Genomic DNA, 24,390 nt, shown 5'->3' with positions numbered 1-24,390 from the left:
ACTCCGGCCGGGAGTCAGCTCGCGGCGGCCGACCTCGCCTTCCTCACTCCACAGTCACCGACTTGGCCAAGTTCCGCGGCTGGTCCACGTCGTTCCCCCGCGCCGTGGCCAGCTCGCACGCGAACACCTGCAACGGCACCGCCGCCACCAGTGGCTGGAGCAGGGGCGGCACAGCCGGGATCCGGATCAGGTGGTCCGCGTACGGCGCGACCGCCTCGTCCCCCTCCTCCGCGATCACGATCGTCCGCGCTCCCCGGGCCCGGATCTCCTGGATGTTGGAGACGATCTTGCCGTGGAGGACGCCGGAGGCGGTCGGTGACGGGACCACGACGATCACCGGGAGGTCCGCCTCGACCAGCGCGATCGGGCCGTGTTTCAGCTCGCCGGCGGCGAAGCCCTCCGCGTGGAAGTAGGCCAGTTCCTTGAGTTTGAGGGCGCCCTCCAGGGCGACCGGGTATCCGGCGTGGCGGCCGAGGAAGAGGACCGTCTCCTTGGCCGCGAGGGTGCGGGCCAGTGCGCGTACGGGCTCCATGGTGGCGAGGACCGCGGCCACGTCCTCGGGGGCGCGGCCCAGTGCCCGGGCGGCCTCGCGGAGTTCTTCGGCGGGGCCGCCGCGGACCTCGCCGAGGTGCAGGGCGAGCAGGAGGCAGGCGACGAGCTGGGTGAGGAAGGCTTTGGTGGAGGCGACGGCGACCTCGGGGCCCGCGTGGGTGTAGAGGACGGCGTCGGACTCGCGCGGGATCGTCGAGCCGTTGGTGTTGCAGACGGCGAGGACGGTCGCACCCTGTTCCCGGGCGTGCCGCAGCGCCATCAGGGTGTCGGCGGTCTCCCCCGACTGGGAGACGGCGACGACCAGCGTGCGCGGGCCGACGATCGGGTCCCGGTAGCGGAACTCGCTGGCCAGCTCGACCTCGCAGGGCAGCTTGGCCCAGCGCTCCACGGCGAGGCGGGCGACGAGCCCGGCGTGGTGGGCGGTGCCGCAGGCGATGACGACGACCTTCTCGGCGTCGCGCAGGACGGCCGGGTCGAGGCCGAGTTCCGGGCCGAGGGTGAGGGTGCCGAGAGCCGGGTCGAGGCGGCCGAGGAGGGTGTCGGTGACGGCCTTGGGCTGCTCGGCGATCTCCTTGAGCATGAAGGAGTCGTAGCCGCCCTTCTCCGCGGCGGAGGCGTCCCAGTCGACGCGGTAGGTGCGGGCCTCGGCGGGCGCCCCGTCGAAGCCGGTGACGACGGCCCGGTCCGGGTGGAGCTCGACCACCTGGTCCTGGCCCAGCTCCATGGCGGTGCGGGTGTGGTCGATGAAGGCGGACACGTCGGAGGCGAGGAACGCCTCGCCCTCGCCGCAGCCGACGACCAGCGGCGAGTTCCGGCGCGCCCCCACGATCACGTCCGGCACGTCCGCGTGCAGCGCGACCAGCGTGAACGCCCCCTCCAGGCGACGGCAGACGGCGCGCAGCGCGGCCGCGAGCCGGGTCCCGCCCGCCTGACCGGCTCCTTCCAGCGCCGCGTACTCCTCGGCGAGCAGGTGGGCGGCGACCTCGCTGTCGGTCTGCGAGCGGACCTCGACGCCCCGGGCCGCGAGCCCGTCGCGCAGGGCGGCGAAGTTCTCGATGATGCCGTTGTGGACGACGGCGCACCGGCCGCTCGCGTCCAGGTGCGGGTGGGCGTTGATGTCGGTGGGCCCGCCGTGGGTGGCCCACCGGGTGTGGCCGATACCGGTGGCGCCGCCGTGCCCGTCGCCGGTGGCGTCCGAGCCGGGCAGCGGGTCGTCCACCAGGGCCTTCTCCAGCTGCGAGAGCTTGCCCGCCTTCTTGACGCAGGCGACCTGGTCCCCGGCGAGGACGGCGACGCCCGCGGAGTCGTAACCCCGGTACTCCAGCCGCCGCAGCCCGGCGAGTACGACGTCGAGCGCCGACTGCGCCCCGACATAGCCCACGATCCCGCACATTCGCGCACCCCTTCGCCCACGCCGTACCACCGCCGGACGGCAACCGGTACGCATGTTCGCAGAGTGAGCGGGTTTATACGATGAGCGACAACCCCGCGCGCGGCGCGCCCGGCGCGGGGTCCGGCGCAACTCCCGTAGGGGTCAGACGCGTTCGAGCGGGCGGTGTTCCCCGGCCGGAAGTTCCACGGCGATCGGATCGCCCGGACGGAGGGTGCCGCCGGTGCGGACGACGCCCATGATCCCGGCCTTGCGGACGATCCCGCCGTCCTCGCCGCGGCCGACGACGCGCTTGAGCAGGCCGTCCTGGAAGGCGTCGATCTGGAGGCAGGGGTTGCGCAGTCCGGTGACCTCGACGACCGCCTGCGGGCCGAGCCGCAGCAGGGTGCCGACGGGCAGCCCGAGGAGGTCGATCCCGTGGGTGGTGACGTTCTCGCCGAGCTCGCCCGGGGCGACGGTGTGCCCCTCGGCGGCCAGCTCGGCGAAGAGCTCGCCGTGGATGAGGTGGACCTGCCGCAGATTGGGCTGGGTCGGGTCCTGCGCGACGCGCGAGCGGTGCTTGACGGTGACGCCCGCGTGCACGTCGCCCTCGACGCCGAGCCCGGCGAGGAGGGTGATGGCCTCCCGGTTGGGCTTGCTGAAGCTGTACACGCCGTTGCTGCTCACCGCGGTGACCCGGGCTCCCTCGCCCGGTCCCGCCGACTCCCCCACGCTCATCGCCGTCCCCTTTCCGGGCCCCGGCCGCCGGGCTCCGTCCGGCGCCGACGCTACACCCGGCCGCGGCGGGCGGGCAGGACCCCGGCAGGCAGCCGTGAGTGTGCCGGGCCGGCAGGGCCAGGTCAGCGGCCCCGCCCCACCCCTTCACCCCACCTGCTCGAGCGCGTCCTCCACCAGGTCCAGGTATTCGGCCTCCTCCGCGTACGGCTTGCTGCCGCCCCGGTAGAGCGCCACCGAGTCCTCCAGGTACTCCCCGAAGTCCTCGTCGGGCAGCTCCCGCGCCAGCTCCGCGACCACCGCCGCGCGGGCGAGCAGCGCCCGGTCCCGGCGCGCCTGGGCCCCGTCCCGCCACCGCCGCCAGGCCGCGAACGGCTCCCGCCGCACTCCCCCGTCCCGGCTCCCCGGGCGCCGCCGCCTTGCCGCCTGTCCCGCGGCGCCCGGCACGGCTATCCACACCACACCGCCGACGCCGCCCGCACCGCTGAACGTTCCCGCGCTTCCCGCGTGCCCCATTTCCATCCCCCTTCGGTCGTCCCGTCCGTTCGGCCACGTGACCGAACCCACCCCCCACGGCGTTCACACAGCCGCAACAATGAGGAGGTGATCACTCCCGAGTCCCGGAGCGCCCACCGCAAGCCGGAGGCGACTCCCTACGTGGACCTCACCCGCGAGCAGTGGAGCGCTCTTCGTGAGAAGACTCCGCTGCCTCTGACAGCCGAAGAAGTCGAAAAGTTGCGCGGTCTGGGGGACGTGATCGACCTGGACGAGGTCCGGGACATCTACCTGCCGCTCTCCCGCCTGCTCAACCTCTACGTCGGCGCCACCGACGGCCTGCGCTCGGCGCTCAACACCTTCCTCGGCGAGAAGGGCGAGCAGTCCGGCACCCCGTTCGTGATCGGCGTCGCGGGCAGCGTGGCGGTCGGCAAGTCCACGGTGGCCCGCCTGCTCCAGGCGCTGCTGGCCCGCTGGCCCGAGCACCCCCGGGTGGAGCTGGTCACCACCGACGGCTTCCTGCTGCCCATGGCCGAGCTGCGCGCCCGCGGCCTCACCGCCCGCAAGGGGTTCCCCGAGTCGTACGACCGGCGGGCGCTGACCCGGTTCGTCGCCGACATCAAGGCCGGCAAGGACCAGGTGACCGCACCGGTCTACTCGCACCTGGTCTACGACATCGTCCCGGACCGCCGGCTGACGGTGAACCGGCCGGACATCCTCATCGTCGAGGGGCTCAACGTCCTCCAGCCCGCCCTCCCCGGCAAGGACGGCCGCACCCGGGTCGGCCTCGCCGACCACTTCGACTTCAGCGTCTACGTGGACGCCCGCGCCGAGGACATCGAGCGCTGGTACCTCAACCGCTTCCAGAAGCTGCGCGCCACCGCCTTCCAGGACCCGTCCTCGTACTTCCGCCGCTACACCCAGGTCAGCGAGGAGGAGGCGCTCGACTACGCCCGCACGACCTGGCGCACCGTCAACCTGCCCAACCTGCTGGAGAACGTCGCCCCGACCCGGGGCCGCGCCAACCTGGTCATAAGGAAGGGCCCGGACCACAAGGTCCGCAAGCTCAGCCTGCGGAAGCTGTGAGGCCCGGGCCCCGGCCGGCGTGCCGTCAGGCCGCATATCCCTTGGGCGGGATGAGCGAGGCGAGCTGCTCGAAGGAGAGCCAGGAGACCTGGTTGCCGCCGAAGGAGGCGGGGTCGGCGATGAGGACGGTGCGGTTCACGTCGTCGTAGCCGATGACGGTGAAGTAGTGGTAGATCGGGGGCTCCGGGCCGCCGTTGAGAACACCCCGAGCCTGACGCGCGGAGACCACCGGCCGCGGTGACGGCGGACGACCGGCCGCCGCCCACCCGCGGGACCGCCCCCGCACACGCGGACGTCCCGCCGCGGGAACCCGGCGACGGGACGTCCTCACCACGGGCGCGCGCCCCGGCCGGCCTGCGACCGGAGCCCGCCCGACAGCCCTACCCGAGCGCGGACTTCACCACGTCGGCCAGCCGCCCGGCGATCGCGCCGGCCTGCTCGATGTCGGCGGCCTCGACCATCACCCGCACCAGCGGCTCGGTCCCCGAGGGGCGCAGCAGCACCCGCCCGGTCGCGCCCAGCTCCTGCTCGGCCACGGCCACCGCGGCCGCCAGCTCGGCGGAGGTGGTCACCCGGCTGCGGTCCACGTCGGGGACGTTGACCAGGACCTGCGGCAGCCGCTCCATGACCCCGGCCAGCTCGGCCAGCGGGCGGCCGGTCTCGGCGACCCGGGCGGCCAGCATCAGGCCGGTCAGCGTGCCGTCGCCGGTGGTGGCGTGGTCGAGGATGATGACGTGGCCGGACTGCTCGCCGCCGAGGGCGTAGCCGTGCTCCTTCATCTCCTCCAGGACGTAGCGGTCGCCGACCGCCGTCTGCACCAGGGAGATGCCCTCGCGCTCCAGCGCCAGCTTGAACCCGAGGTTCGACATGACGGTGGCCACCACGGTCTGCGACCGCAGCCCGCCGTGCTCGCGCATCGACAGGGCCAGCACCGCGAGGATCTGGTCGCCGTCGATCTCCCGGCCCTCGGCGTCGACCGCCAGGCACCGGTCGGCGTCGCCGTCGTGGGCGATGCCCAGGTGGGCGCCGTGCTCGACGACGGCCGACCGCAGCAGCTCCAGGTGGGTGGAGCCGCAGCCGTCGTTGATGTTGAGGCCGTCGGGGTCGGCGCCGATGGTGACGACCTCGGCCCCGGCCCGCGCGAACGCCTCGGGCGAGACGCGGGCAGCCGCGCCGTGCGCCTCGTCCAGCACGACCTTCAGCCCGTCCAGGCGGTTGGGCAGCACCCCGATGAGGTGCGCCACGTACTGGTCGAACCCCTCGTCGTAGTCGCGGACCCGGCCGACGCCGGCGCCGGTGGGCCGCTGCCAGGGAGCGCCGGTGCGGTGCTCCTCGTAGACGGCCTCGATCCGGTCCTCCAGCTCGTCGGCGAGCTTGTGCCCGCCCCGCGCGAAGAACTTGATGCCGTTGTCGGGCATCGCGTTGTGGCTGGCCGAGAGCATCACGCCGAGATCCGCGCCGAGCGCGCCCGTGAGGTACGCCACCGCCGGCGTCGGCAGCACGCCGACCCGCAGCACATCCACCCCGGCGCTGGCCAGGCCCGCGACGACCGCGGCCTCCAGGAACTCACCGGACGCCCGGGGGTCCCGCCCCACCACGGCCACCTGCCGGTGACCGGTGCTCGCCGTGCCCGCCTCGGCGAGCACGTGCGCCGCCGCGACCGACAGGCCGAGCGCCAGCTCCGCCGTCAGATCCGCGTTGGCGACGCCGCGTACCCCGTCCGTGCCGAAGAGTCGTCCCACTGGTGTGTCCTCCGAACCTCAGGGTCCACCGGCCGCGCGTGCGTACCGCTTGCGCGAAAGCGCGACGTGACGCGGGCATGCCGGGGCCCATGCTCATGCTTCATACCGTTGTACGGCATACCGCTGCACGGCCGGTGTTCCCCGGCGCGTACAGCCCCGTATGCCCGCGATTCCCGGCCCCGCACCCTCTGGGGGGCACACGGACCGGGAACCGATAGACGTACGCCCCGGCGGCACAGCACGTGCCGCCGGGGCGAAGCGTCGCGAGCAGCGAGCGATTAGCGCTTGCTGTACTGCGGGGCCTTACGGGCCTTCTTGAGACCGGCCTTCTTGCGCTCGACCGCGCGGTCGTCACGCGTGAGGAAGCCGGCCTTCTTGAGGGCGCCGCGGTTGTTGTCCACGTCGGCCTCGTTCAGCGCGCGGGCCACGCCGAGGCGCAGGGCACCGGCCTGGCCGGAGACGCCGCCGCCGGAGATGCGGGCGATGACGTCGTAACGGCCTTCGAGCTCGAGCACCTTGAAGGGCTCGTTGACTTCCTGCTGGTGCACCTTGTTGGGGAAGTAGTCCTCAAGGGTGCGACCGTTGATCTTCCACTTGCCGGTGCCCGGGACGATCCGGACGCGGGCGATGGCGTTCTTGCGGCGGCCCAGGCCGGCGGCCGGCTGGGGCTCACCGAAGCCGGACGCGAGGGACTCCGACGTGTAGTCGCCCTCGGGGGTCTCGGACTCGGTGGTGTACTGCTCGATGTCGTCGAGGGGGAGCTCGGCGGTGGTCTCGGCCACGATTCTCCTCAGATTCGTTTCAGTCTTAGGGGTGTGGCCGGAACTACTGCGCGACCTGGGTGATCTCGAACGGGACCGGCTGCTGGGCAGCGTGCGGGTGCTGCTCACCCGCGTAGACCTTCAGCTTCGAGAGCATCTGACGGCCCAGGGTGTTCTTGGGGAGCATGCCCTTGACGGCCTTCTCGACGGCCTTCTCGGGGTTCTTGTCCATCAGCTCGTCGTAGCGCACCGAGCGCAGACCGCCCGGGTAACCGGAGTGGCGGTACGCCATCTTCTGGGTGCGCTTGTTGCCCGAGAGGTGGACCTTGTCGGCGTTGATGATGACGACGAAGTCACCGGTGTCGACGTGAGGGGCGTAGATCGGCTTGTGCTTGCCCCGCAGGAGGGTGGCGGCAGTGGTCGCCAGGCGTCCCAGGACAACGTCCCGGGCATCGATGACGTGCCACTGGCGGGTGACATCGCCGGGCTTGGGGCTGTACGTACGCACGGTTCGTAGCCTTCGCTTCTTCAGTGAGTGGGTCCTGACATGGCCACCACGGACGATCACGACAGCCCTGGCCGCACATCGGTGACGCAACCGAGTGCTTGCCGCTGGTCATCGGCCCGGTGGGACCGGTGTAAGGGCCCCTCACGTGAGAATGAGCAAGCCAATACACATAACGAACACGCACAATACCCGCGCTTCCCCGAACGGGTCAAAACGCGAGTGCGCGCGGGGCGGACGCGAGGGTCCGGACCGCGAGCCGAGGCGTATCCGCCCCTCCACCATAGCGAACCCCGCCCGTAGGATGCGGCCCATGAGCTTTGGGCAAGGGGGGCCTCCCTGGGGGCCGGGGGACAGGGGCCCGCAGGGGCAGCAGCCGTACGGCCGTCAGCAGCCGGCCGCACCGGACTGGGAGGCGCTCGCCGCGGCCTCCGAGGCACGCGGCCGCAAGCGCCGCTGGACGCTGATCGGCGGCGGCGCCGTCGCCACCGTCGCGGTCGCGGCGCTGGTCGCCACGATGGTCGTCCGGGCCAACAGCGACGACCCGAAGGCGGCCGACCCGATCGGCGGGGTCTCCAGCTCCTCGGCGCTGCCCGAGGACACCACGGCCCCCGCCCCGTCCTTCTCCGAGGTGGCCCCGCCGCCCCCGCCGGACCCGAAGGACTTCGTCTCCAGCGCCGAGAAGGACACCGCCCCGCTCACCGCCGCCTCGCTCTACCCGGGCAAGAAGCTCACCGTCGGGGACCGCGTCTACGCCAAGGGCGCGCTCGACCGCACCACCAAGTGCGCCTCCGCCACGCAGGGCGCCCTCGGCCAGGTCCTCACCGAGAACGGCTGCGAGCAGCTCGTCCGCGCCACCTACCGGCGCGGCGGCGTCGCGGTCACCGTGGGCGTCGCCACCTTCAAAACGGCCGCCATCGCCTCCCGGGTCAAGGAGCGGTCCAGCGGCAACGTCGCCTCGCTCGCCGGGGAGGGCGTCCCCACCTTCTGCCGCACCACGGTCTGCCGCTCCACCACCAACGCCTACGGCCGGTACGTCTACTTCACCGTCGGTGGCTTCACCAACGGCGACCGCGTCACCAAGCAGGACCAAGCCGTCTTCACCACCGGCGACGACGTGGCGGAATTCACCCTGCGCCAGATCCACCGCCGGGGTGTCGCCCAGGCGTCCCGGGCCGCCGCCGCGCAGTGACAGCGGCGCCCGGCCGCGGCCGGGCGCCGAGGGCTCAGCCGCAGCAGGCCGTGCCGGGCAGGGTCCGCCTGTTGCGGGCCTCCCGGTTGCGGGCCGCCAGCAGTTCGTCGGCCGGGTAGCCGACCTCCTCCAGGGTCAGCCCGTGCGGGCGCACCACGTGCACCGCGGAGTCCCGCACCCCGGCCGCCAGCACCTTGCCCGGCCATTCCACGGGCCGGTGGCCGTCGCCGACGAAGAGCAGCGCGCCGACCAGCGAGCGCACCATGTTGTGGCAGAAGGCGTCGGCGCGCACGGTGGCCGTGATGATCCCGTCGGCGTCCCGCTCCCAGCTCAGCTCCTGGAGGGTGCGGATCGTCGTCGCCCCCTCCCGCCGCTTGCAGTACGCGGCGAAGTCGTGCTCGCCCAGCAGCGCCACCGAGGCCGCGTTCATCGCGTCCACGTCGAGCGTCCAGTCGTGCCACAGCACGTGGCCGCGCAGCAGCGGGTCGACCCCGCCGGGGTGGTCGGTGACCCGGTACGCGTACCGCCGCCAGACCGCCGAGAACCGCGCGTCGAACCCTTCCGGCGCCTCGGCCACCCGCCAGATCCGCACGTCGTGCGCCAGCCGCCCCGCGAGCCGCCGCAGCAGCTTCTCGCGGTGCTCCTGCCACACCTCGGCCGGCAGGTCGACGTGGGCCACCTGCCCGCGCGCGTGCACCCCCGAGTCGGTCCGCCCGGCCACCGTCAGCTCGTACGTCCGCTCCCCCGACCGCGTAACCGTCCGCAGGGCGTCCTCGATCTCCCCCTGCACGGTCCGCCTCCCCTGGGCCTGCTTGGCCCAGCCGGAGAACTCCCGCCCGTCGTAGCTGAGGTCCAGCCGCACCCGGACGTGCCCCGGCTCGGGCCCGTCCCGCCGCTCCTTGTACTCCACCTGCTCCACGCTCACCCGCGCATCCTCTCAAGCCCCGCCGGTACGGCGGCGGGCCCGCACCCCCGGAGGGATGCGGGCCCGCACACACGCGTACGACTGGCTCAGGCGTCCTTTGCCTCGTCGTCCTTGGCCTCGGCAGCGGCCTCGGGCGCCTCGGTGGCGGCCTCATCCTTGCTCAGGGCGTCTTCCTTGACCGCGCGCTGGGTCGCGGCCTCGGCCTCACCGGTGGCCTCCTGGGCCACGGTCAGGGCCTCCACCAGCTCGATGACGGCCATGGGAGCGTTGTCGCCACGGCGGTTACCGACCTTGGTGATCCGGGTGTAGCCACCCGGGCGGTTCTCGTAGCGGGGGCCGATCTCGGTGAAGAGCGTGTGGACGACGCTCTTGTCCGTGATGACCTGGAGAACCTGGCGGCGGTTGTGAAGGTCGCCCTTCTTCGCCTTGGTGACCAGACGCTCGGCGTAGGGACGCAGACGGCGCGCCTTCGCCTCGGTCGTCTTGATCCGGCCGTGCTCGAACAGCGAGCGCGCGAGGTTCGCGAGCATGAGCCGCTCGTGCGCGGCGCTGCCGCCCAGACGGGCACCCTTGGTGGGCTTCGGCATGGTCTTTCTCCTTGTGATCTGCACCGGCCGTATCAGGTACCGATGACAGTGTCCGCACGAACTTGTGTCCGCCGGAGTCTCTCCCTCAACCAAGACGGCCAAATCCAGCCCGTCCGGCGTTTGAGGACGTCTTTCAAGCGGCCACACTCCCGAGGAAACCCTCGAAAGCCCGGCCAAATCCAGCCCGTCCGGCGCTTGAGGACAAACTCAAGCCCGTCCGGCGCTGAGGACACCCAGGCCCCGGCAGGGGCGAGCCAAGACCGCACCCCCGGCCCGGCAGGGCCAGACCCGGCAGGGGCGAGCCCGAAGGCCCACCCCTGCCGAGCAGTACCTCAGTACTGCTCGGTCTCCACGAACCCGGCGTCCGCGTCATCGTCGGCGCCGAAGGCGTCGGCCGCCGCGGTCGGGTCGAATCCAGGCGGGCTGTCCTTGAGCGCCAGCGACATCCCGGCAAGCTTCGCCTTGACCTCGTCGATCGACTTCGCACCGAAGTTGCGGATGTCGAGCAGGTCGGCCTCGGAGCGGGCGACGAGCTCACCCACGGAGTGGATGCCCTCACGCTTGAGGCAGTTGTAGGAGCGGACGGTCAGCTCCAGCTCCTCGATCGGCAGCGCCAGGTCGGCGGCGAGCGCGGCGTCCGTCGGCGACGGGCCCATGTCGATGCCCTCGGCGTCGACGTTGAGCTCGCGAGCCAGACCGAACAGCTCGACCAGCGTCTTACCGGCGGAGGCCATGGCGTCACGCGGACGCATCGCCTGCTTGGTCTCGACGTCGACGATGAGCTTGTCGAAGTCGGTCCGCTGCTCGACTCGGGTCGCCTCGACCTTGTAGGTGACCTTGAGGACGGGCGAGTAGATCGAGTCGACCGGAACGCGGCCGATCTCCTGGCCCGCCTGCTTGTTCTGGACGGCGGAGACGTAGCCGCGACCGCGCTCGACGGTCAGCTCCATCTCCAGCTTGCCCTTGGCGTTCAGCGTGGCCAGCACCAGGTCGGGGTTGTGCACCTCGACACCGGCCGGGGGCGCGATGTCGGCGGCGGTGACCAGACCCGGGCCCTGCTTGCGCAGGTACATCACGACCGGCTCGTCGTGCTCCGAGGAGACGACCAGCTGCTTGATGTTGAGGATCAGGTCGGTGACGTCGTCCTTGACGCCCGGCACGGTGGTGAACTCGTGCAGGACGCCGTCGATACGGATGGACGTGACCGCCGCACCCGGGATCGAGGAGAGCAGCGTACGCCGCAGGGAGTTGCCGAGGGTGTAGCCGAAGCCCGGCTCCAGCGGCTCGATCACGAACCGGGACCGGAACTCGTCGACGACCTCTTCGGTCAACGAGGGACGCTGAGCGATCAGCATGTTTTCTGTTCCTTCAGTCAGGGGCGCCCGCTATTTGACGCCCGACCCGCCGGGCGGTGAGCCCGGCATCGACACTGCTCAAGGGTACGGGCGGTACGGCCGAATCGGCCGTACCGCCCGGAAACCCGTGGCCGGCCGGGGCTCAGGCCCCGGCGGTCCGATCAAACGCGGCGGCGCTTGGGGGGGCGGCAGCCGTTGTGCGGGGTGGGGGTGACGTCCTGGATCGAGCCCACCTCCAGGCCGGTGGCCTGGAGCGAACGGATCGCGGTCTCACGGCCGGAGCCGGGACCCTTGACGAAGACGTCGACCTTGCGCATGCCGTGCTCCTGCGCGCGGCGGGCGGCCGACTCGGCGGCCATCTGCGCGGCGAAGGGAGTGGACTTGCGCGAGCCCTTGAAGCCGACGTGGCCGGCGGAGGCCCAGGAGATCACGTTGCCCGTGGGGTCCGTGATCGAGACGATCGTGTTGTTGAACGTGCTCTTGATGTGCGCGTGGCCGTGAGCGACGTTCTTCTTTTCCTTGCGGCGCACCTTCTTGGCAGCGCCCTGACGTCCCTTGGGGGGCATGTCTTATCTCCAGTGGGAGGTGGTCGGTCCTACAGCGAAGACCGCTGACGAGCGTCCGCTGCGGACTACTTCTTGCCCGGCTTCTTCTTGCCGGCAATGGCGCGACGCGGGCCCTTGCGGGTGCGGGCGTTGGTGCTGGTGCGCTGACCGTGGACGGGCAGGCCACGGCGGTGACGCAGACCCTGGTACGAACCGATCTCGACCTTGCGGCGGATGTCGGCCTGGATCTCGCGACGGAGGTCACCCTCGGTCTTGATGTTGCCGTCCACGTACTCGCGGATCTTGACCAGGTCCTCTTCGGACAGGTCGCGAACGCGGGTGTTGGGGTCGACGCCGGTGGCCTCCAGCGTCTGCTGCGAAAGGGTCCGGCCGATGCCGAACACGTAGGTGAGGGCGACCTCCACACGCTTTTCGCGCGGGATGTCGACACCGGAAACGCGTGCCATCTAATGGCTCCAGTTGTCTGTCGGAGGTCTGCCGCAGCGCCGCTCCCGACCGCCGATCCACCGGGGCGGGGTGAGCCGCCGAGGGGCATGGAACGGACCGGGTCCCCGGCCTCCGACCGGGGGTACCGCCCTTCGCGCGCATTTCGGCACGCGGGAAGAGACGGGCACTGCGTTTGGTGTTACTGCTGAGTGCGTCGCGCGAGATCTGCGGGAGCAGGTGTGTGCGTCAGCCCTGGCGCTGCTTGTGGCGCGGGTTGTCGCAGATGATCATGACCCGGCCGTGACGGCGGATCACCCTGCACTTGTCGCAGATCTTCTTGACGCTCGGCTTGACCTTCATGGTGAGGTTCTCCGGGTCAGGTGCCGGCCACCGCCCCCGGAAGAGAGGCGGCGAGCGGGCAAGATCTACTTGTACCGGTAGACGATCCGGCCACGCGTCAGGTCGTACGGAGACAGCTCCACCACGACCCGGTCGTCAGGGAGGATACGGATGTAGTGCATACGCATCTTGCCGCTGATGTGTGCCAGGACCTGGTGGCCGTTCTGGAGCTCAACCTTGAACATGGCGTTCGGAAGAGACTCGACGACAGTGCCCTCGATCTCGATGGCACCTTGCTTCTTGGCCACGCTTCGCCCTTCGAATCGACTACCTTGACCGGCCTCGCGACACTTACACATCCATACGGGCATGCGGGTGCACGAGAGCCGACGCGTCAGTCTACGTCAGGGCTCCCGCAAAGGCGAATCGGGGAAGAATGCCCCGATGCGGTGATCCTTATGCGTGCCTGCCGCAGACCGTCGCAGGACCCGCCCGGACGGGCGAGCCCACCCGGCCCACGCGCCCCTTGGGCCACGTACGCCGGACATCGATGGGGGAAGCCGCCCCGCACCGGAGCCCGAGGGCCCGGAAAAGCGGCTCCCCGGTATATCAGGCCGCCGGGTCGGGCGCCGTGGTGATCCCGAACTCGGCCAGCTTCGCCTTGCCGCCGTCCTCGGCGGTCAGCACCAGCGGCCCCTGCTCGGTGAGGGCCACCGAGTGCTCCCAGTGCGAGGACCAGGTCCCGTCGGTGGTGACCACCGTCCAGTCGTCCTCCAGCACATCGGTCTTCGGTGTGCCCAGGCTCACCATCGGCTCGATCGCCAGGCAGAAGCCGGGGACCAGCTTCGGGCCCTTGCCGCGGCGCCGCTCGACGTAGTTGAGCAGGTGCGGGTCCATGTGCATCTCGGTCCCGATGCCGTGGCCGCCGTAGTCCTCGACGATCCCGTACTTCCCGCCGCCGGGCTTCGGCTGGCGGCGGATGTACGTCTCGATCGCGCGGGAGATGTCGACCAGCCGGTTGCCCTGCTTCATCGCGGCGATCCCGGCCCACATCGACTCCTCGGTCACCCGGGAGAGCTCGACCAGCTCCGGAGCGTGCCCGGACCCCACGAAAGCGGTGTACGCGGCGTCCCCGTGCCAGCCGTCGACGATCGCGCCGCAGTCGATGGAGATGATGTCGCCGTCGGCGAGCACCGTCTTCTCGTCGGGGATGCCGTGCACCACGACCTCGTTGACCGAGGTGCAGATGGTCGCCGGGAAGCCGCCGTAACCGAGGAAGTTCGACCGGGCCCCGTGCTCCGCCAGCACCTTGCGGGCCACCTCGTCCAGGTCCCTGGTGGTGGCGCCGGGCACGGCCGCCTCCCGGGTGGCCCGGTGGATGGCGGCGACGACCAGCCCCGCCTCGCGCATCTTGGCGATCTGCTCGGGACTCTTGATCTGCACCACGGGAATTGAGCTCCTCTGTTTTCGGGCGGTCTTCGCCGCCGGGGCGCTGCATGTCGTTGTCGAGCCACCCGACGTGCTCGTCCGCTTCGCTCCCTGCGCGCGACGGGCGTCTCGACAACGACGCGCCCCTTTGGCTCAGACCGCAGGTCGGCCTCGGTGCGGGTCTGCGTGCGGGTCTGCGCGCGGGACGCGCTGTGTCCAGTCTGCCGCACCGGGGGAGCGCTTCGCTTCGCTCGCTCCGGAGAGGGCGCGGACACACTGCGGCCGCGGGCCCCTTGCGGGGACCGCGGCCGGTGGCGGGCGCGAGGCCCTGTGTCACTTCTGGTCGGCGCCGAGCGCGGCCATCGCGCGCTGGGTGACCTCGTCGACCTTGCCGAGAGCGGAGATCGTCACCACCAGGCCCTGGGCCTTGTAGTGGTCGATGATCGGCTCGGTCTCGCTGTGGTAGACCTCCAGCCGCTTGCGGACGGTCTCTTCCTTGTCGTCACCGCGCTGGTACAGCTCGCCGCCGCAGGCGTCGCAGACGCCCTCGGCCTTCGGCTTGCTGTACTCCACGTGGAAGACGTGGCTGGAGTCGTTACGGCAGATGCGGCGGCCGGCGATGCGCTTGACCACCTCGTCCTCGGGGACCTCCAGGTCCAGGACGGCGTCGAGCGTGACGCCCTGGTCCTTGAGGGACTCGTCCAGAGCCTTCGCCTGCGACACATTCCGGGGGAAACCGTCCAGCAGGAAGCCGTTCTCGGCGTCCGGCTGGGCCATGCGGTCCTCCGCCATGCCGATGGTCACCTCGTCCGGGACGAGGTTTCCGGCATCCATGTAGGACTTGGCCTGCTTGCCCAGTTCCGTGCCCTGGCTGATGTTGGCGCGGAACAGGTCACCCGTGGAGATGTGCGGGATCGACAGGTTCTTGGCGAGGAACGCGGCCTGCGTTCCCTTGCCTGCACCAGGCGGTCCGACGAGGACGATTCGCATCAGCGGAGGAACCCTTCGTAATTGCGCTGCTGAAGCTGGCTCTCGATCTGCTTCACGGTCTCCAGACCCACACCCACGATGATCAGGATGCTCGTCCCGCCGAACGGGAAGTTCTGGTTGGCCCCGAAGCCGGCCAACGCCATCGTCGGCACCAGTGCGATCAGCCCCAGATACAGCGAACCCGGCCAGGTGATCCGGTTGAGCACGTAACTCAGATACTCAGCGGTCGGTCGGCCAGCCCGGATGCCCGGGATGAACCCACCATACTTCTTCATGTTGTCGGCTACTTCTTCGGGGTTGAAGGAGATGGCGACGTAGAAGAACGCGAAGAACACGATCAGGAAGAAGTACAGGATCACGTGGGCCGTGGCCCCTGTGTCCGCCAGGTTGTTGTTGATCCATTGCGCCCAACCCGCCTGGGAGTTGGAGAACTGCACGATCAACGCCGGGATGTAGAGCAGCGACGAGGCGAAGATGACCGGGATCACACCGGCCTGGTTCACCTTGAGCGGGATGTAGGTCGACGTACCGCCGTAGGAACGGCGGCCGATCATCCGCTTCGCGTACTGGACGGGGATGCGGCGCTGCGCCTGCTCGACGAAGACCACCAGGCCGACCATGGCGAGACCCACGAGGATCACGGTCCCGAACTCGATCCAGCCACCGGCCAGGTCGCCCTGCTCCTTGATGGCCCAGAGGGAGGCGGGGAAGCTGGCGGCGATCGAGATGAACATCAGGATCGACATGCCGTTGCCGATGCCGCGGTCGGTGATGAGCTCACCGAGCCACATGACGAGGGCGGTACCGGCGGTCATCGTGAGGATCATGGTGGTGGTCACGAAGATCGACTGGTCCGGCACGATCTCCCCGGCGACCGGGCAGCCCTGGAAGAGCGAGCCGGTGCGCGCGGTCGCCACCAGACCGGTGCCCTGCAGGACGGCGAGCGCCACCGTCAGGTACCGGGTGTACTGGGTGATCTTCGCCTGGCCGGAGGAACCCTCCTTCTTGAGGGCCTCCAGACGTGGGATGACCACGGTCAGCAGCTGGAGAATGATGCTCGCCGTGATGTAGGGCATGATGCCCAGGGCGAAGATCGTGATCTGGAGCAGCGCACCACCGGAGAACATGTTCACCAGGCCGAAGAGGCCCTGGGTGGCGTTCGCCTGGTCCATACAGATCTGGACGTTCTGGTAGCTCACGCCCGGGATCGGTACGTGCGCGCCGAGCCGGTAGAGGACGATGATGCCGAGCGTGAAGAGCAGCTTCTTGCGCAGGTCGGGCGTCTTGAACGCCCGGGCGAACGCGGTGAGCACGGTGCCTCCTGCGACCCCCGCGCACGTGCGTCAGAGGTGACGGTCTTGAGGTTCGACGAATAGGGATCGGCGGGTGAGCCGGGCGGCGAACCACACGACCCCGGGGACGGGATGTCCCCTGCGTTACAGCAACAGCGGACGCCACCTTACCGGCGACTGCGCCCCCCTTGGAACGACCAACCGGGGATGCCCCATTTATGAGGCATCCCCGGTGGGTTACGTAGCGGTCAACGAGCTCAGACGAGCTCGGTGACGGTGCCGCCCGCGGCGGCGATCTTCTCCTTGGCGGAGCCGGAGACGGCGTCGACCGTCACCTGCAGCGCCACGGAGACCTCGCCCTGGCCGAGCACCTTGACGAGGCTGTTCTTGCGAACGGCACCCTTGGCGACCAGGCCCTCGACGGTGACCTCGCCACCCTCGGGGTACAGCTCGGCCAGCTTGTCGAGGTTCACGACCTGGAACTCGGTCTTGAACGGGTTCTTGAAGCCCTTGAGCTTCGGGAGACGCATGTGGAGGGGCATCTGCCCACCCTCGAAGCGCTCCGGAACCTGGTAACGGGCCTTCGTGCCCTTGGTTCCACGACCAGCGGTCTTACCCTTGGACGCCTCACCACGACCCACACGGGTCTTGGCGGTCTTGGCGCCCGGGGCAGGACGGAGGTTGTGGACCTTCAGCGGGTTCTGCTCCGCCATGTCAGTCGACCTCCTCGACCGTCACGAGGTGGCGGACGGTCTGCACCATGCCGCGGAACTCGGGGCGGTCCTCCTTGACAACCACGTCGTTGACCTTCTTGAGGCCGAGCGAACGCAGGGTGTCGCGGTGGTTCTGCTTGCTGCCGATGAACGACTTCTTCTGCGTGATCTTGAGCTGCGGCATTACGCACCCGCTCCCGCACGCGCACGCAGCAGGGCCGCGGGGGCCACGTCCTCGAGGGGCAGACCGCGGCGGGCCGCGATCTCCTCGGGACGCTGGAGACCCTTGAGGGCCGCCACGGTCGCGTGCACGATGTTGATCGCGTTGTCGGAGCCCAGGGACTTCGACAGGATGTCGTGAACGCCGGCGCACTCCAGAACGGCGCGCACCGGGCCACCGGCGATCACACCGGTACCGGGGGAAGCAGGCTTGAGCAGGACGACGCCCGCGGCCTTCTCGCCCGTGATGGGGTGAGGGATGGTGCCCTGGATACGGGGGACCTTGAAGAAGTGCTTCTTGGCCTCCTCAACACCCTTGGCGATGGCGGCCGGCACCTCCTTGGCCTTGCCGTAGCCCACACCGACGGTGCCGTCCGCATCGCCCACCACGACCAGCGCGGTGAAGCTGAAACGACGACCACCCTTCACAACCTTGGCGACTCGGTTGATCGCGACGACACGCTCGACGTACGCGGTCTTCTCGGCAGCTGCGCCGCCGTCACGGCCCTTCCGGTCCCGCCGCTCGCCGCCACCGGCACCGCTTCCGCGGCGCTGGGGTCCAGCCATTGGATTTACCTCTCTCTGTTTCCGCTAGCTACGCAGCGACATTGAGTCGCTGTCCGCGACGGAGGCTCAGAACTTGAGCCCGGCTTCGCGGGCGGCGTCCGCCAGGGCGGCGATGCGCCCGGCGTACTTGTTGCCACCACGGTCGAACACGACAGCCTCGACACCCGCGGCCTTGGCACGCTCGGCGACGAGTGCGCCGACCTGCTTGGCGTGGGCGGACTTGTCGCCTTCGGCACCGCGGATGGACGTGTCCAGGGTGGACGCCGACGCCAGGGTGTGACCCTTGATGTCGTCGATCACCTGGGCGACCATGTGGCGGTTGGAACGCGTCACGACCAGGCGCGGGCGCACTTCGGTGCCCGAGACCTTCTTGCGGACGCGGATGTGCCGGCGCTTGATGGCAGCAGCCTTGTAGGCGTTGCCCTTCGCGATCTTCACACCGTATGCCATGGCTTACTTACCCGCCTTTCCGACCTTGCGGCGGATGACTTCGCCCTCGTACTTGACGCCCTTGGCCTTGTACGGGTCGGGCTTGCGCAGCTTGCGGATGTTGGCCGCAACCTCGCCGACCTTCTGCTTGTCGATGCCCTCGACCGAGAAACGCGTCGGGGACTCGACCTTGAAGGAGATGCCCTCAGGGGCCTCGACCAGGATCGGGTGGGAGTAGCCGAGAGAGAACTCCAGGTTGGAGCCCTTCGCGACCACGCGGTAACCGACACCGCTGATTTCGAGCTTCTTGACGTATCCCGTGGTCACACCGGTGATCATGTTCGCCACCAGCGTGCGGGACAGGCCGTGCAGAGCCCTGTTCTGACGCTCGTCGTTCGGGCGCGTCACCGAGAGGGTGCCGTCCTCGCCCTTAGCGATCTCGATCGGCGCGACGACGGTGTGCGCGAGAGTGCCCTTGGGGCCCTTCACGCCGACCGTCCGGCCATCGATGGTGACGTCCACGCCGGCGGGAACCGTGATGGGAAGCTTGCCAATACGCGACATGAGCTTTTCCTCCGTTCCCGACTACCAGACGTAGGCGAGGACTTCCCCACCCACGCCCTTCTTCTGCGCCTGCTGGCCGGTCAGGAGGCCGTGCGACGTGGAGATGATCGCCACGCCGAGACCGCCGAGGACCTTCGGCAGGTTGGTGGACTTCGCGTAGACCCGGAGACCGGGCTTGGAGATCCGCTTGATACCCGCGATGGAGCGCTCACGGTTCGGACCGAACTTCAGCTCGAGGACGAGGTTCTTGCCGACCTCGGCGTCCTCGGTCTTCCAGCCCGTGATGAAGCCCTCCTGCTGGAGGATCTCCGCGATGTGCGACTTGATCTTGCTGTGCGGCATCACGACGGAGTCGTGGTACGCCGAGTTGGCGTTACGCAGACGCGTAAGCATGTCTGCGATCGGATCAGTCATGGTCATGAATCGGCCTTCGGCCTTTCTCGCCGGGGTTTCCTGTATGCGCCATCCCTCTCCCCGATCCGGGACGGGACGGGTGCGGCGCGGGGACCTGCGGCGTAGTAAGCGTCATATGCGGACTGCTCAGTGGTGAGCGTCCGCGGGCTGTCCAGGGCGGCGGACGGCCAACCTCTCCAGCCTAAGCCATCGGAGGAAGATCGTCCGCCGCCTGGTTGCTTACCAGAGGCCCGGTGAATCCCTGAAGCGGGATCTACCAGGAGCTCTTGGTCACGCCCGGCAGCTCGCCGCGGTGAGCCATCTCACGAAGGCAGACGCGGCACAGGCCGAACTTGCGGTAGACAGAGTGCGGACGGCCGCACCGCTGGCAGCGGGTGTAGCCGCGCACGCCGAACTTCGGCTTGCGAGCGGCCTTTGCGATGAGAGCCTTCTTCGCCACGGCTCACGCCTCCTTGAACGGGAAGCCGAGGTGACGAAGGAGCGCACGGCCCTCAGCGTCGTTGGTCGCCGTGGTGACCACGGTGATGTCCATACCCCGGACGCGGTCGATCTTGTCCTGGTCGATCTCGTGGAACATGACCTGCTCCGTGAGACCGAAGGTGTAGTTGCCACGGCCGTCGAACTGCTTGGGGGACAGGCCGCGGAAGTCGCGGATGCGCGGGAGCGCCAGCGACAGGGTGCGGTCCAGGAACTCCCACATGCGGTCGCCGCGCAGGGTCACGTGGGCGCCGATCGGCTGACCCTCACGCAGCTTGAACTGCGCGATGGACTTCCGGGCCTTGGTGACGGCCGGCTTCTGGCCGGTGATCGTGGTGAGGTCGCGGATGGCGCCCTCGATCAGCTTGGAGTCGCGGGCGGCGTCGCCCACACCCATGTTGACCACGATCTTGGTCAGACCGGGGACCTGCATGACGTTCTCGTAAGAGAACTCGTCACGCAGCTTGCCCGCGATCTCCTCGCGGTACTTGAGCTTCAGACGGGGTGCAGTGGTGGTCGTCATCAGATGTCCTCACCGGTCCGCTTGGCAACGCGGATCTTGTTGCCGTCCTCGTCGAAGCGGTACCCGACGCGGGTGACGACCTTGTTGCCGTCCTTCTCCACGACGAGCGACACGTTGCTCACGTGGACCGGGGCTTCGGTGGTCACGATCCCGCCGGCCTGCGATGCGCGGCCCGGCTGGTTCGCCTTGGTGTGCTTCTTGACCCGGTTGACACCCTCGACCAGGACACGCTCCTCGCGCGGGAAAGCGGCAATGACCTTGCCCTGCTTGCCCTTGTCCTTACCGGTGATGACCTGGACCAGGTCGCCCTTCTTGATCTTCATGCTTACAGCACCTCCGGCGCGAGCGAGATGATCTTCATGAACTTCTTCTCGCGCAGCTCACGGCCGACCGGGCCGAAGATACGGGTGCCGCGGGGGTCGCCGTCGTTCTTCAGAATGACGGCGGCGTTCTCGTCGAAGCGGATGTACGAGCCATCCGCGCGACGGCGCTCCTTGACGGTGCGAACGATGACCGCCTTGACGACGTCACCCTTCTTCACATTGCCGCCCGGGATCGCGTCCTTGACGGTGGCGACGATGACATCACCGATGCCCGCGTAGCGGCGGCCCGAGCCACCGAGAACGCGGATGGTGAGGATCTCCTTCGCACCCGTGTTGTCGGCGACGCGAAGTCGCGACTCCTGCTGGATCACGTCTATCTCCTGATCGTCTGCCGGTTCCCGGCAGGGGAGGAACCCCGTGGGGCCGCTCCCCTGCCGAGCCTGGCGGAACTGGTCCGAGGGTTACCCCTCGGAGGGATGCTCTTGCCTGTAGTCCCGGAAGGGATTACTTGGCCTTCTCGAGGATCTCGACGATGCGCCAGCGCTTGGTGGCGGACAGCGGCCGGGTCTCCATCAGGAGGACGCGGTCGCCGACGCCGGCAGCGTTCTGCTCGTCGTGGGCCTTGAGCTTGTTCGTACGGCGGATGACCTTGCCGTACAGGGCGTGCTTGACGCGGTCCTCGACGGCGACGACGACGGTCTTGTCCATCTTGTCGCTGACCACCAGACCCTCGCGGGTCTTGCGGAAGCCGCGGGCGTCCTTGGTCTCTTCAGTCACGTTGCTCTCGCTCATCAGGCGCTCTCCACCGTCTCGATGCCCAGCTCGCGCTCGCGCATCAGGGTGTAGATCCGGGCGATGTCCTTACGGACGGCCTTCAGCCGACCGTGGTTCTCAAGCTGACCCGTCGCCGCCTGGAAGCGGAGCTTGAACAGCTCGTCCTTGGCCTCGCGGAGCTTCGCCAGAAGCTCCTCGTTGCCCAGCTCGCGCAGCTCGGACGCCTTGGTACCGGCCGACATCACGACTCACCTGCCTCGCGCCGAACAATCCGGCACTTCATCGGAAGCTTGTGAGCAGCGCGGGTAAGCGCCTCACGCGCAATCTTCTCGTTCGGGTAGGACAGCTCGAACATCACCCGACCCGGCTTGACGTTCGCGATCCACCACTCGGGCGAACCCTTACCGGAACCCATGCGGGTCTCGGCGGGCTTCTTCGTGAGCGGACGGTCCGGGTAGATGTTGATCCAGACCTTGCCGCCACGCTTGATGTGGCGGGTCATCGCGATACGAGCGGCCTCGATCTGGCGGTTCGTCACGTAGGCGGGGGTGACCGCCTGAATGCCGTACTCGCCGAACGCGACCTCGGTACCGCCCTTGGCCATACCGTTCCGCTTCGGGTGGTGCTGCTTGCGGTGCTTGACCCTACGGGGGATCAGCATGACCCTCAGGCCTCCGTTCCGGTGCTCTCAGCCGGAGCGGCAGCGGCGGGCGCTTCGGCCTTGGGGGCCTCGGCAGCCGGCGCGGACTGCTGCTGCGGCTTACGACCGCGACGCTCGCCACCACGGCCACGGGCCGGGCGGTCGTTGCCGCCGCCACGGGCCGGGCGGTTGCCGGCACGGGCCGCGGCGTTCTCGGCGCGAACCTCGGCGATGTTCTTGACGTCGCCCTTGTAGATCCAGACCTTCACGCCGATGCGGCCGAAGGTCGTCTTGGCCTCGAAGAAGCCGTAGTCCACGTTGGCGCGGAGCGTGTGCAGGGGCACGCGGCCCTCGCGGTAGAACTCCGAACGGGACATCTCGGCGCCGCCGAGACGACCGCCACACTGGATCTTGATGCCCTTGGCGCCGGCCTTCATCGACGACTGCATGCTCTTACGCATGGCACGACGGAAGGAGACACGCGAGGACAGCTGCTCGGCGACGGCCTGGGCCACCAGCTGAGCGTCGGTCTCGGGGTTCTTGACCTCGAGGATGTTCAGCTGCACCTGCTTGCCGGTGAGCTTCTCCAGCTCGCCGCGGATGCGGTCGGCCTCGGCGCCGCGGCGGCCGATGACGATGCCCGGACGAGCGGTGTGGATGTCAACGCGGACGCGGTCGCGGGTGCGCTCGATCTCCACCTTGGAGATGCCGGCCCGCTCCATGCCCTTCGTCATCATGCGACGAATGGCGACGTCTTCCTTGACGTAGTCCTTGTACAGCTTGTCGGCGTACCAACGCGACTTGAAGTCGGTCGTGACACCGAGCCGGAACCCGTGCGGGTTTACCTTCTGGCCCATTACCGGGTTCCTTCCTTGCTGCTGACGACCACGGTGATGTGGCTGGTCCGCTTACGGATCCGGTAGGCACGGCCCTGGGCGCGCGGCCGGAACCGCTTCAGGGTCGGGCCCTCGTCCACGTACGCCTCGCTGATGACCAGCGAAGAGGCGTCGGTGTGGTCGTAGTTGTGCGCGGCGTTGGCGATGGCGCTGTCCAGCACCTTGCCGACCGGCACGCTCGCGGCCTGCGGGGCGAAACGCAGGACCGCCTGAGCCTCCGTGGCATCCATGCCACGGATGAGGTCCACCACGCGGCGGGCCTTCATGGGCGTGACGCGGATGTACCGCGCCTGGGCCCTGGCTTCCATGGTTGTCCCTTCGGTGTTAGTCATAGTCGTTTCCACCCCGCCTTTAGCGGCGCTTCGACTTCCGGTCGTCCTTGACGTGGCCGCGGAAGGTGCGAGTCGGCGAGAACTCGCCGAGCTTGTGGCCGACCATCGACTCGGTGACGAACACCGGGATGTGGGTCTTGCCGTTGTGCACCGCGATCGTGTGGCCGAGCATGGCCGGAGTGATCATCGAGCGACGGGACCAGGTCTTGATGACGTTCTTGGTGCCGGCTTCGTTCTGGACATCCACCTTCTTGATCAGGTGGTCGTCGACGAAGGGCCCCTTCTTGAGACTACGCGGCATCTAAACCCGCTCCTAGCGCTTCTTGTTCGTCTTGCGGCGGCGGACGATGTACTTGTTGCTCGCCTTCTTGGGAGAACGCGTACGACCCTCCTTCTGACCCCAGGGGGAGACCGGGTGGCGACCACCGCTGGTCTTGCCCTCACCACCACCGTGGGGGTGGTCAACCGGGTTCATCGCCACACCGCGAACGGACGGGCGGACGCCCAGCCAGCGCTTGCGGCCGGCCTTGCCCCAGTTGATGTTCGACTGCTCGGCGTTGCCGACCTCGCCGATGGTGGCGCGGCAGCGGACGTCGACCAGACGAATCTCGCCGGACGGCATACGAAGGTGGGCCATGGCCCCTTCCTTCGCGAGCAGCTGCACGGAGGCACCCGCGGAACGGGCGAACTTCGCGCCGCCGCCGGGCCGCAGCTCGATGGCGTGGAGGGTCGTACCGACCGGGATGTTGCGGAGCGCCAGGTTGTTGCCGGGCTTGATGTCCGCGCCGGGACCGTTCTCGATCCGGTCGCCCTGCGACAGGTTGCGGGGGGCGAGGATGTAGCGCTTCTCGCCGTCCGCGTAGTGCAGCAGCGCGATACGCGCGGTGCGGTTGGGGTCGTACTCGATGTGCGCGACCTTCGCCGGCACGCCGTCCTTGTCGTGACGACGGAAGTCGATCACGCGGTAGGCGCGCTTGTGTCCGCCACCCTGGTGGCGAACGGTCACACGACCGGTGTTGTTACGGCCGCCCTTGCTGTGCAGCGGGCGGACCAGCGACTTCTCCGGCGTGGACCGCGTGACCTCGACGAAGTCGGCGACGCTGGACCCACGACGGCCCGGAGTCGTCGGCTTGTACTTGCGGATACCCATTTCTCAGTCCTCGTCCGATATCGG

Annotated in this window: 36 protein-coding genes; 2 read left to right on the top strand and 34 right to left on the bottom strand. The window is 69.2% G+C overall.

Annotated elements, in window-relative coordinates; translation table 11 throughout:
- Positions 1–43: 43 nt before the first annotated feature.
- The 3 genes from glmS to ACFWMZ_RS03820 form a co-directional block, all read right to left on the bottom strand.
- Positions 44–1,945 (bottom strand): glutamine--fructose-6-phosphate transaminase (isomerizing), encoded by a 1,902-nt coding sequence (glmS, locus tag ACFWMZ_RS03830; protein WP_383199381.1) that lies wholly within the window; start codon positions 1,943–1,945, stop codon positions 44–46.
- A gap of 141 nt (positions 1,946–2,086) precedes the next feature.
- On the bottom strand, positions 2,087–2,659 hold the full coding sequence (locus ACFWMZ_RS03825) for an MOSC domain-containing protein (RefSeq protein ID WP_383172414.1): 573 nt from the start codon (positions 2,657–2,659) through the stop codon (positions 2,087–2,089).
- 144 nt (positions 2,660–2,803) lie between these two features.
- Complete coding sequence (locus ACFWMZ_RS03820; protein ID WP_383172416.1) at positions 2,804–3,172, bottom strand: hypothetical protein; 369 nt, start codon at positions 3,170–3,172, stop codon at positions 2,804–2,806.
- Between the two features lie 87 nt (positions 3,173–3,259).
- Between ACFWMZ_RS03820 and coaA the strand changes: the two genes are divergently transcribed.
- A complete protein-coding gene (gene coaA, locus ACFWMZ_RS03815; RefSeq protein WP_383172418.1) occupies positions 3,260–4,237 on the top strand; it encodes a type I pantothenate kinase in 978 nt (325 codons plus the stop codon).
- A gap of 25 nt (positions 4,238–4,262) precedes the next feature.
- On the opposite strand, the gene ACFWMZ_RS03810 is transcribed toward coaA, so the two are convergent.
- The 4 genes from ACFWMZ_RS03810 to rplM form a co-directional block, all read right to left on the bottom strand.
- A complete protein-coding gene (locus ACFWMZ_RS03810) occupies positions 4,263–4,466 on the bottom strand; it encodes a hypothetical protein (protein WP_383172764.1) in 204 nt (67 codons plus the stop codon).
- A gap of 151 nt (positions 4,467–4,617) precedes the next feature.
- The gene (glmM, locus tag ACFWMZ_RS03805; protein ID WP_383172420.1) at positions 4,618–5,979 is read right to left on the bottom strand and encodes a phosphoglucosamine mutase; all 1,362 of its coding nucleotides are present in this window, start codon (positions 5,977–5,979) and stop codon (positions 4,618–4,620) included.
- A gap of 278 nt (positions 5,980–6,257) precedes the next feature.
- Positions 6,258–6,761, bottom strand: coding sequence for a 30S ribosomal protein S9 (rpsI, locus tag ACFWMZ_RS03800; RefSeq protein ID WP_008407256.1), 504 nt, complete (start codon positions 6,759–6,761; stop codon positions 6,258–6,260).
- A gap of 43 nt (positions 6,762–6,804) precedes the next feature.
- On the bottom strand, positions 6,805–7,248 hold the full coding sequence (rplM, locus tag ACFWMZ_RS03795; protein WP_023418950.1) for a 50S ribosomal protein L13: 444 nt from the start codon (positions 7,246–7,248) through the stop codon (positions 6,805–6,807).
- Between the two features lie 310 nt (positions 7,249–7,558).
- Between rplM and ACFWMZ_RS03790 the strand changes: the two genes are divergently transcribed.
- Positions 7,559–8,437 (top strand): hypothetical protein, encoded by an 879-nt coding sequence (locus ACFWMZ_RS03790; RefSeq protein WP_383172423.1) that lies wholly within the window; start codon positions 7,559–7,561, stop codon positions 8,435–8,437.
- Positions 8,438–8,471: 34 nt separating this feature from the next.
- Here the strand turns inward: ACFWMZ_RS03790 and truA are convergent, their stop codons facing one another.
- From truA to rplB, 27 genes are all read right to left on the bottom strand, one after another.
- Positions 8,472–9,356: a tRNA pseudouridine(38-40) synthase TruA gene (gene truA, locus ACFWMZ_RS03785; protein ID WP_383172736.1), complete on the bottom strand. Its 885-nt coding sequence runs from the start codon at positions 9,354–9,356 to the stop codon at positions 8,472–8,474.
- A gap of 92 nt (positions 9,357–9,448) precedes the next feature.
- Complete coding sequence (rplQ, locus tag ACFWMZ_RS03780; RefSeq protein ID WP_383172424.1) at positions 9,449–9,949, bottom strand: 50S ribosomal protein L17; 501 nt, start codon at positions 9,947–9,949, stop codon at positions 9,449–9,451.
- Between the two features lie 332 nt (positions 9,950–10,281).
- Positions 10,282–11,304: a DNA-directed RNA polymerase subunit alpha gene (locus ACFWMZ_RS03775; protein WP_383172426.1), complete on the bottom strand. Its 1,023-nt coding sequence runs from the start codon at positions 11,302–11,304 to the stop codon at positions 10,282–10,284.
- 161 nt (positions 11,305–11,465) lie between these two features.
- Positions 11,466–11,870 (bottom strand): 30S ribosomal protein S11, encoded by a 405-nt coding sequence (gene rpsK / locus ACFWMZ_RS03770; protein WP_003948617.1) that lies wholly within the window; start codon positions 11,868–11,870, stop codon positions 11,466–11,468.
- Between the two features lie 65 nt (positions 11,871–11,935).
- A complete protein-coding gene (gene rpsM, locus ACFWMZ_RS03765) occupies positions 11,936–12,316 on the bottom strand; it encodes a 30S ribosomal protein S13 (protein WP_383172428.1) in 381 nt (126 codons plus the stop codon).
- 226 nt (positions 12,317–12,542) lie between these two features.
- Positions 12,543–12,656: a 50S ribosomal protein L36 gene (gene rpmJ / locus ACFWMZ_RS03760; RefSeq protein ID WP_003948619.1), complete on the bottom strand. Its 114-nt coding sequence runs from the start codon at positions 12,654–12,656 to the stop codon at positions 12,543–12,545.
- A 65-nt stretch (positions 12,657–12,721) separates the two neighbouring features.
- Positions 12,722–12,943 (bottom strand): translation initiation factor IF-1, encoded by a 222-nt coding sequence (gene infA, locus ACFWMZ_RS03755; protein ID WP_003948620.1) that lies wholly within the window; start codon positions 12,941–12,943, stop codon positions 12,722–12,724.
- Positions 12,944–13,244: 301 nt separating this feature from the next.
- The gene (map, locus tag ACFWMZ_RS03750; protein ID WP_383172432.1) at positions 13,245–14,081 is read right to left on the bottom strand and encodes a type I methionyl aminopeptidase; all 837 of its coding nucleotides are present in this window, start codon (positions 14,079–14,081) and stop codon (positions 13,245–13,247) included.
- A gap of 315 nt (positions 14,082–14,396) precedes the next feature.
- A complete protein-coding gene (locus ACFWMZ_RS03745) occupies positions 14,397–15,053 on the bottom strand; it encodes an adenylate kinase (RefSeq protein WP_383172434.1) in 657 nt (218 codons plus the stop codon).
- Entirely contained in the window at positions 15,053–16,366 is a 1,314-nt protein-coding gene (secY, locus tag ACFWMZ_RS03740; protein ID WP_383172436.1) for a preprotein translocase subunit SecY, read from the bottom strand. Before secY ends, ACFWMZ_RS03745 begins: the two co-directional genes overlap by 1 nt.
- A 236-nt stretch (positions 16,367–16,602) precedes the next feature.
- The gene (gene rplO / locus ACFWMZ_RS03735; RefSeq protein ID WP_353773548.1) at positions 16,603–17,058 is read right to left on the bottom strand and encodes a 50S ribosomal protein L15; all 456 of its coding nucleotides are present in this window, start codon (positions 17,056–17,058) and stop codon (positions 16,603–16,605) included.
- 1 nt (position 17,059) lies between these two features.
- Positions 17,060–17,242, bottom strand: coding sequence for a 50S ribosomal protein L30 (gene rpmD, locus ACFWMZ_RS03730; protein ID WP_383172438.1), 183 nt, complete (start codon positions 17,240–17,242; stop codon positions 17,060–17,062).
- Positions 17,242–17,844: a 30S ribosomal protein S5 gene (gene rpsE, locus ACFWMZ_RS03725; RefSeq protein ID WP_003948626.1), complete on the bottom strand. Its 603-nt coding sequence runs from the start codon at positions 17,842–17,844 to the stop codon at positions 17,242–17,244. The genes rpmD and rpsE overlap by 1 nt, the downstream gene beginning before the upstream one ends.
- Positions 17,845–17,910: 66 nt before the next feature.
- Positions 17,911–18,294 (bottom strand): 50S ribosomal protein L18, encoded by a 384-nt coding sequence (gene rplR / locus ACFWMZ_RS03720; protein ID WP_003948627.1) that lies wholly within the window; start codon positions 18,292–18,294, stop codon positions 17,911–17,913.
- 3 nt (positions 18,295–18,297) lie between these two features.
- Entirely contained in the window at positions 18,298–18,837 is a 540-nt protein-coding gene (rplF, locus tag ACFWMZ_RS03715) for a 50S ribosomal protein L6 (protein WP_383172441.1), read from the bottom strand.
- A 21-nt stretch (positions 18,838–18,858) separates the two neighbouring features.
- A complete protein-coding gene (rpsH, locus tag ACFWMZ_RS03710) occupies positions 18,859–19,257 on the bottom strand; it encodes a 30S ribosomal protein S8 (protein ID WP_003948629.1) in 399 nt (132 codons plus the stop codon).
- A gap of 247 nt (positions 19,258–19,504) precedes the next feature.
- Positions 19,505–19,690: a type Z 30S ribosomal protein S14 gene (locus ACFWMZ_RS03705; protein WP_003948630.1), complete on the bottom strand. Its 186-nt coding sequence runs from the start codon at positions 19,688–19,690 to the stop codon at positions 19,505–19,507.
- Positions 19,691–19,693: 3 nt separating this feature from the next.
- Positions 19,694–20,251 carry a 50S ribosomal protein L5 gene (rplE, locus tag ACFWMZ_RS03700; RefSeq protein WP_383172443.1) on the bottom strand — a complete coding sequence of 186 codons (558 nt, stop codon included), beginning with the start codon at positions 20,249–20,251 and terminating at the stop codon, positions 19,694–19,696.
- The gene (gene rplX, locus ACFWMZ_RS03695) at positions 20,251–20,574 is read right to left on the bottom strand and encodes a 50S ribosomal protein L24 (protein ID WP_003948632.1); all 324 of its coding nucleotides are present in this window, start codon (positions 20,572–20,574) and stop codon (positions 20,251–20,253) included. Before rplX ends, rplE begins: the two co-directional genes overlap by 1 nt.
- Before the next feature lie 2 nt (positions 20,575–20,576).
- The gene (gene rplN, locus ACFWMZ_RS03690; protein ID WP_003948633.1) at positions 20,577–20,945 is read right to left on the bottom strand and encodes a 50S ribosomal protein L14; all 369 of its coding nucleotides are present in this window, start codon (positions 20,943–20,945) and stop codon (positions 20,577–20,579) included.
- Between the two features lie 133 nt (positions 20,946–21,078).
- On the bottom strand, positions 21,079–21,366 hold the full coding sequence (rpsQ, locus tag ACFWMZ_RS03685; protein WP_003948634.1) for a 30S ribosomal protein S17: 288 nt from the start codon (positions 21,364–21,366) through the stop codon (positions 21,079–21,081).
- Complete coding sequence (gene rpmC, locus ACFWMZ_RS03680) at positions 21,366–21,590, bottom strand: 50S ribosomal protein L29 (protein ID WP_003948635.1); 225 nt, start codon at positions 21,588–21,590, stop codon at positions 21,366–21,368. Before rpmC ends, rpsQ begins: the two co-directional genes overlap by 1 nt.
- Positions 21,590–22,009, bottom strand: coding sequence for a 50S ribosomal protein L16 (gene rplP, locus ACFWMZ_RS03675; protein WP_003948636.1), 420 nt, complete (start codon positions 22,007–22,009; stop codon positions 21,590–21,592). The genes rpmC and rplP overlap by 1 nt, the downstream gene beginning before the upstream one ends.
- Before the next feature lie 5 nt (positions 22,010–22,014).
- Complete coding sequence (gene rpsC, locus ACFWMZ_RS03670; protein ID WP_003948637.1) at positions 22,015–22,845, bottom strand: 30S ribosomal protein S3; 831 nt, start codon at positions 22,843–22,845, stop codon at positions 22,015–22,017.
- Positions 22,845–23,192 carry a 50S ribosomal protein L22 gene (gene rplV / locus ACFWMZ_RS03665; protein ID WP_004571827.1) on the bottom strand — a complete coding sequence of 116 codons (348 nt, stop codon included), beginning with the start codon at positions 23,190–23,192 and terminating at the stop codon, positions 22,845–22,847. Before rplV ends, rpsC begins: the two co-directional genes overlap by 1 nt.
- Positions 23,193–23,235: 43 nt before the next feature.
- The gene (gene rpsS, locus ACFWMZ_RS03660; protein ID WP_383172447.1) at positions 23,236–23,517 is read right to left on the bottom strand and encodes a 30S ribosomal protein S19; all 282 of its coding nucleotides are present in this window, start codon (positions 23,515–23,517) and stop codon (positions 23,236–23,238) included.
- A 12-nt stretch (positions 23,518–23,529) separates the two neighbouring features.
- Positions 23,530–24,366, bottom strand: coding sequence for a 50S ribosomal protein L2 (gene rplB, locus ACFWMZ_RS03655; RefSeq protein WP_383172449.1), 837 nt, complete (start codon positions 24,364–24,366; stop codon positions 23,530–23,532).
- Between the last annotated feature and the right edge of the window lie 24 nt (positions 24,367–24,390).

This window comes from Streptomyces sp. NPDC058373 (genome assembly GCF_042723275.1).
Classification (GTDB): domain Bacteria; phylum Actinomycetota; class Actinomycetes; order Streptomycetales; family Streptomycetaceae; genus Streptomyces.
The sequence above is the reverse complement of the archived record's forward strand: the minus strand, read 5'-3'. Positions and strand labels throughout refer to the sequence as shown.

What these genes read in the sequence shown, in the direction of transcription:
- rpsE (WP_003948626.1), bottom strand. Translation starts at nt 17,844, where the DNA reads ATGGCTGGACCCCAGCGCCGCGGAAGCGGTGCCGGTGGCGGCGAGCGG.
- rpsM (WP_383172428.1), bottom strand. Translation starts at nt 12,316, where the DNA reads ATGGCACGCGTTTCCGGTGTCGACATCCCGCGCGAAAAGCGTGTGGAG.
- rplV (WP_004571827.1), bottom strand. Translation starts at nt 23,192, where the DNA reads ATGGAAGCCAGGGCCCAGGCGCGGTACATCCGCGTCACGCCCATGAAG.
- rpsK (WP_003948617.1), bottom strand. Translation starts at nt 11,870, where the DNA reads ATGCCCCCCAAGGGACGTCAGGGCGCTGCCAAGAAGGTGCGCCGCAAG.
- rplQ (WP_383172424.1), bottom strand. Translation starts at nt 9,949, where the DNA reads ATGCCGAAGCCCACCAAGGGTGCCCGTCTGGGCGGCAGCGCCGCGCAC.
- rpsH (WP_003948629.1), bottom strand. Translation starts at nt 19,257, where the DNA reads ATGACCATGACTGATCCGATCGCAGACATGCTTACGCGTCTGCGTAAC.
- ACFWMZ_RS03820 (WP_383172416.1), bottom strand. Translation starts at nt 3,172, where the DNA reads ATGGGGCACGCGGGAAGCGCGGGAACGTTCAGCGGTGCGGGCGGCGTC.
- rpsQ (WP_003948634.1), bottom strand. Translation starts at nt 21,366, where the DNA reads ATGAGCGAGAGCAACGTGACTGAAGAGACCAAGGACGCCCGCGGCTTC.
- glmS (WP_383199381.1), bottom strand. Translation starts at nt 1,945, where the DNA reads ATGTGCGGGATCGTGGGCTATGTCGGGGCGCAGTCGGCGCTCGACGTC.
- rplE (WP_383172443.1), bottom strand. Translation starts at nt 20,251, where the DNA reads ATGACGACCACCACTGCACCCCGTCTGAAGCTCAAGTACCGCGAGGAG.
- rpmD (WP_383172438.1), bottom strand. Translation starts at nt 17,242, where the DNA reads ATGCCGCAGCTCAAGATCACGCAGAAGAAGTCGTTCATCGGCAGCAAG.
- rplO (WP_353773548.1), bottom strand. Translation starts at nt 17,058, where the DNA reads ATGGCGGAGCAGAACCCGCTGAAGGTCCACAACCTCCGTCCTGCCCCG.
- rpsC (WP_003948637.1), bottom strand. Translation starts at nt 22,845, where the DNA reads ATGGGCCAGAAGGTAAACCCGCACGGGTTCCGGCTCGGTGTCACGACC.
- ACFWMZ_RS03775 (WP_383172426.1), bottom strand. Translation starts at nt 11,304, where the DNA reads ATGCTGATCGCTCAGCGTCCCTCGTTGACCGAAGAGGTCGTCGACGAG.
- rplB (WP_383172449.1), bottom strand. Translation starts at nt 24,366, where the DNA reads ATGGGTATCCGCAAGTACAAGCCGACGACTCCGGGCCGTCGTGGGTCC.
- rpmJ (WP_003948619.1), bottom strand. Translation starts at nt 12,656, where the DNA reads ATGAAGGTCAAGCCGAGCGTCAAGAAGATCTGCGACAAGTGCAGGGTG.
- rpsS (WP_383172447.1), bottom strand. Translation starts at nt 23,517, where the DNA reads ATGCCGCGTAGTCTCAAGAAGGGGCCCTTCGTCGACGACCACCTGATC.
- ACFWMZ_RS03745 (WP_383172434.1), bottom strand. Translation starts at nt 15,053, where the DNA reads ATGCGAATCGTCCTCGTCGGACCGCCTGGTGCAGGCAAGGGAACGCAG.
- ACFWMZ_RS03790 (WP_383172423.1), top strand. Translation starts at nt 7,559, where the DNA reads ATGAGCTTTGGGCAAGGGGGGCCTCCCTGGGGGCCGGGGGACAGGGGC.
- rplF (WP_383172441.1), bottom strand. Translation starts at nt 18,837, where the DNA reads ATGTCGCGTATTGGCAAGCTTCCCATCACGGTTCCCGCCGGCGTGGAC.
- rplR (WP_003948627.1), bottom strand. Translation starts at nt 18,294, where the DNA reads ATGGCATACGGTGTGAAGATCGCGAAGGGCAACGCCTACAAGGCTGCT.
- rplX (WP_003948632.1), bottom strand. Translation starts at nt 20,574, where the DNA reads ATGAAGATCAAGAAGGGCGACCTGGTCCAGGTCATCACCGGTAAGGAC.
- rplP (WP_003948636.1), bottom strand. Translation starts at nt 22,009, where the DNA reads ATGCTGATCCCCCGTAGGGTCAAGCACCGCAAGCAGCACCACCCGAAG.
- rpmC (WP_003948635.1), bottom strand. Translation starts at nt 21,590, where the DNA reads ATGTCGGCCGGTACCAAGGCGTCCGAGCTGCGCGAGCTGGGCAACGAG.
- ACFWMZ_RS03825 (WP_383172414.1), bottom strand. Translation starts at nt 2,659, where the DNA reads ATGAGCGTGGGGGAGTCGGCGGGACCGGGCGAGGGAGCCCGGGTCACC.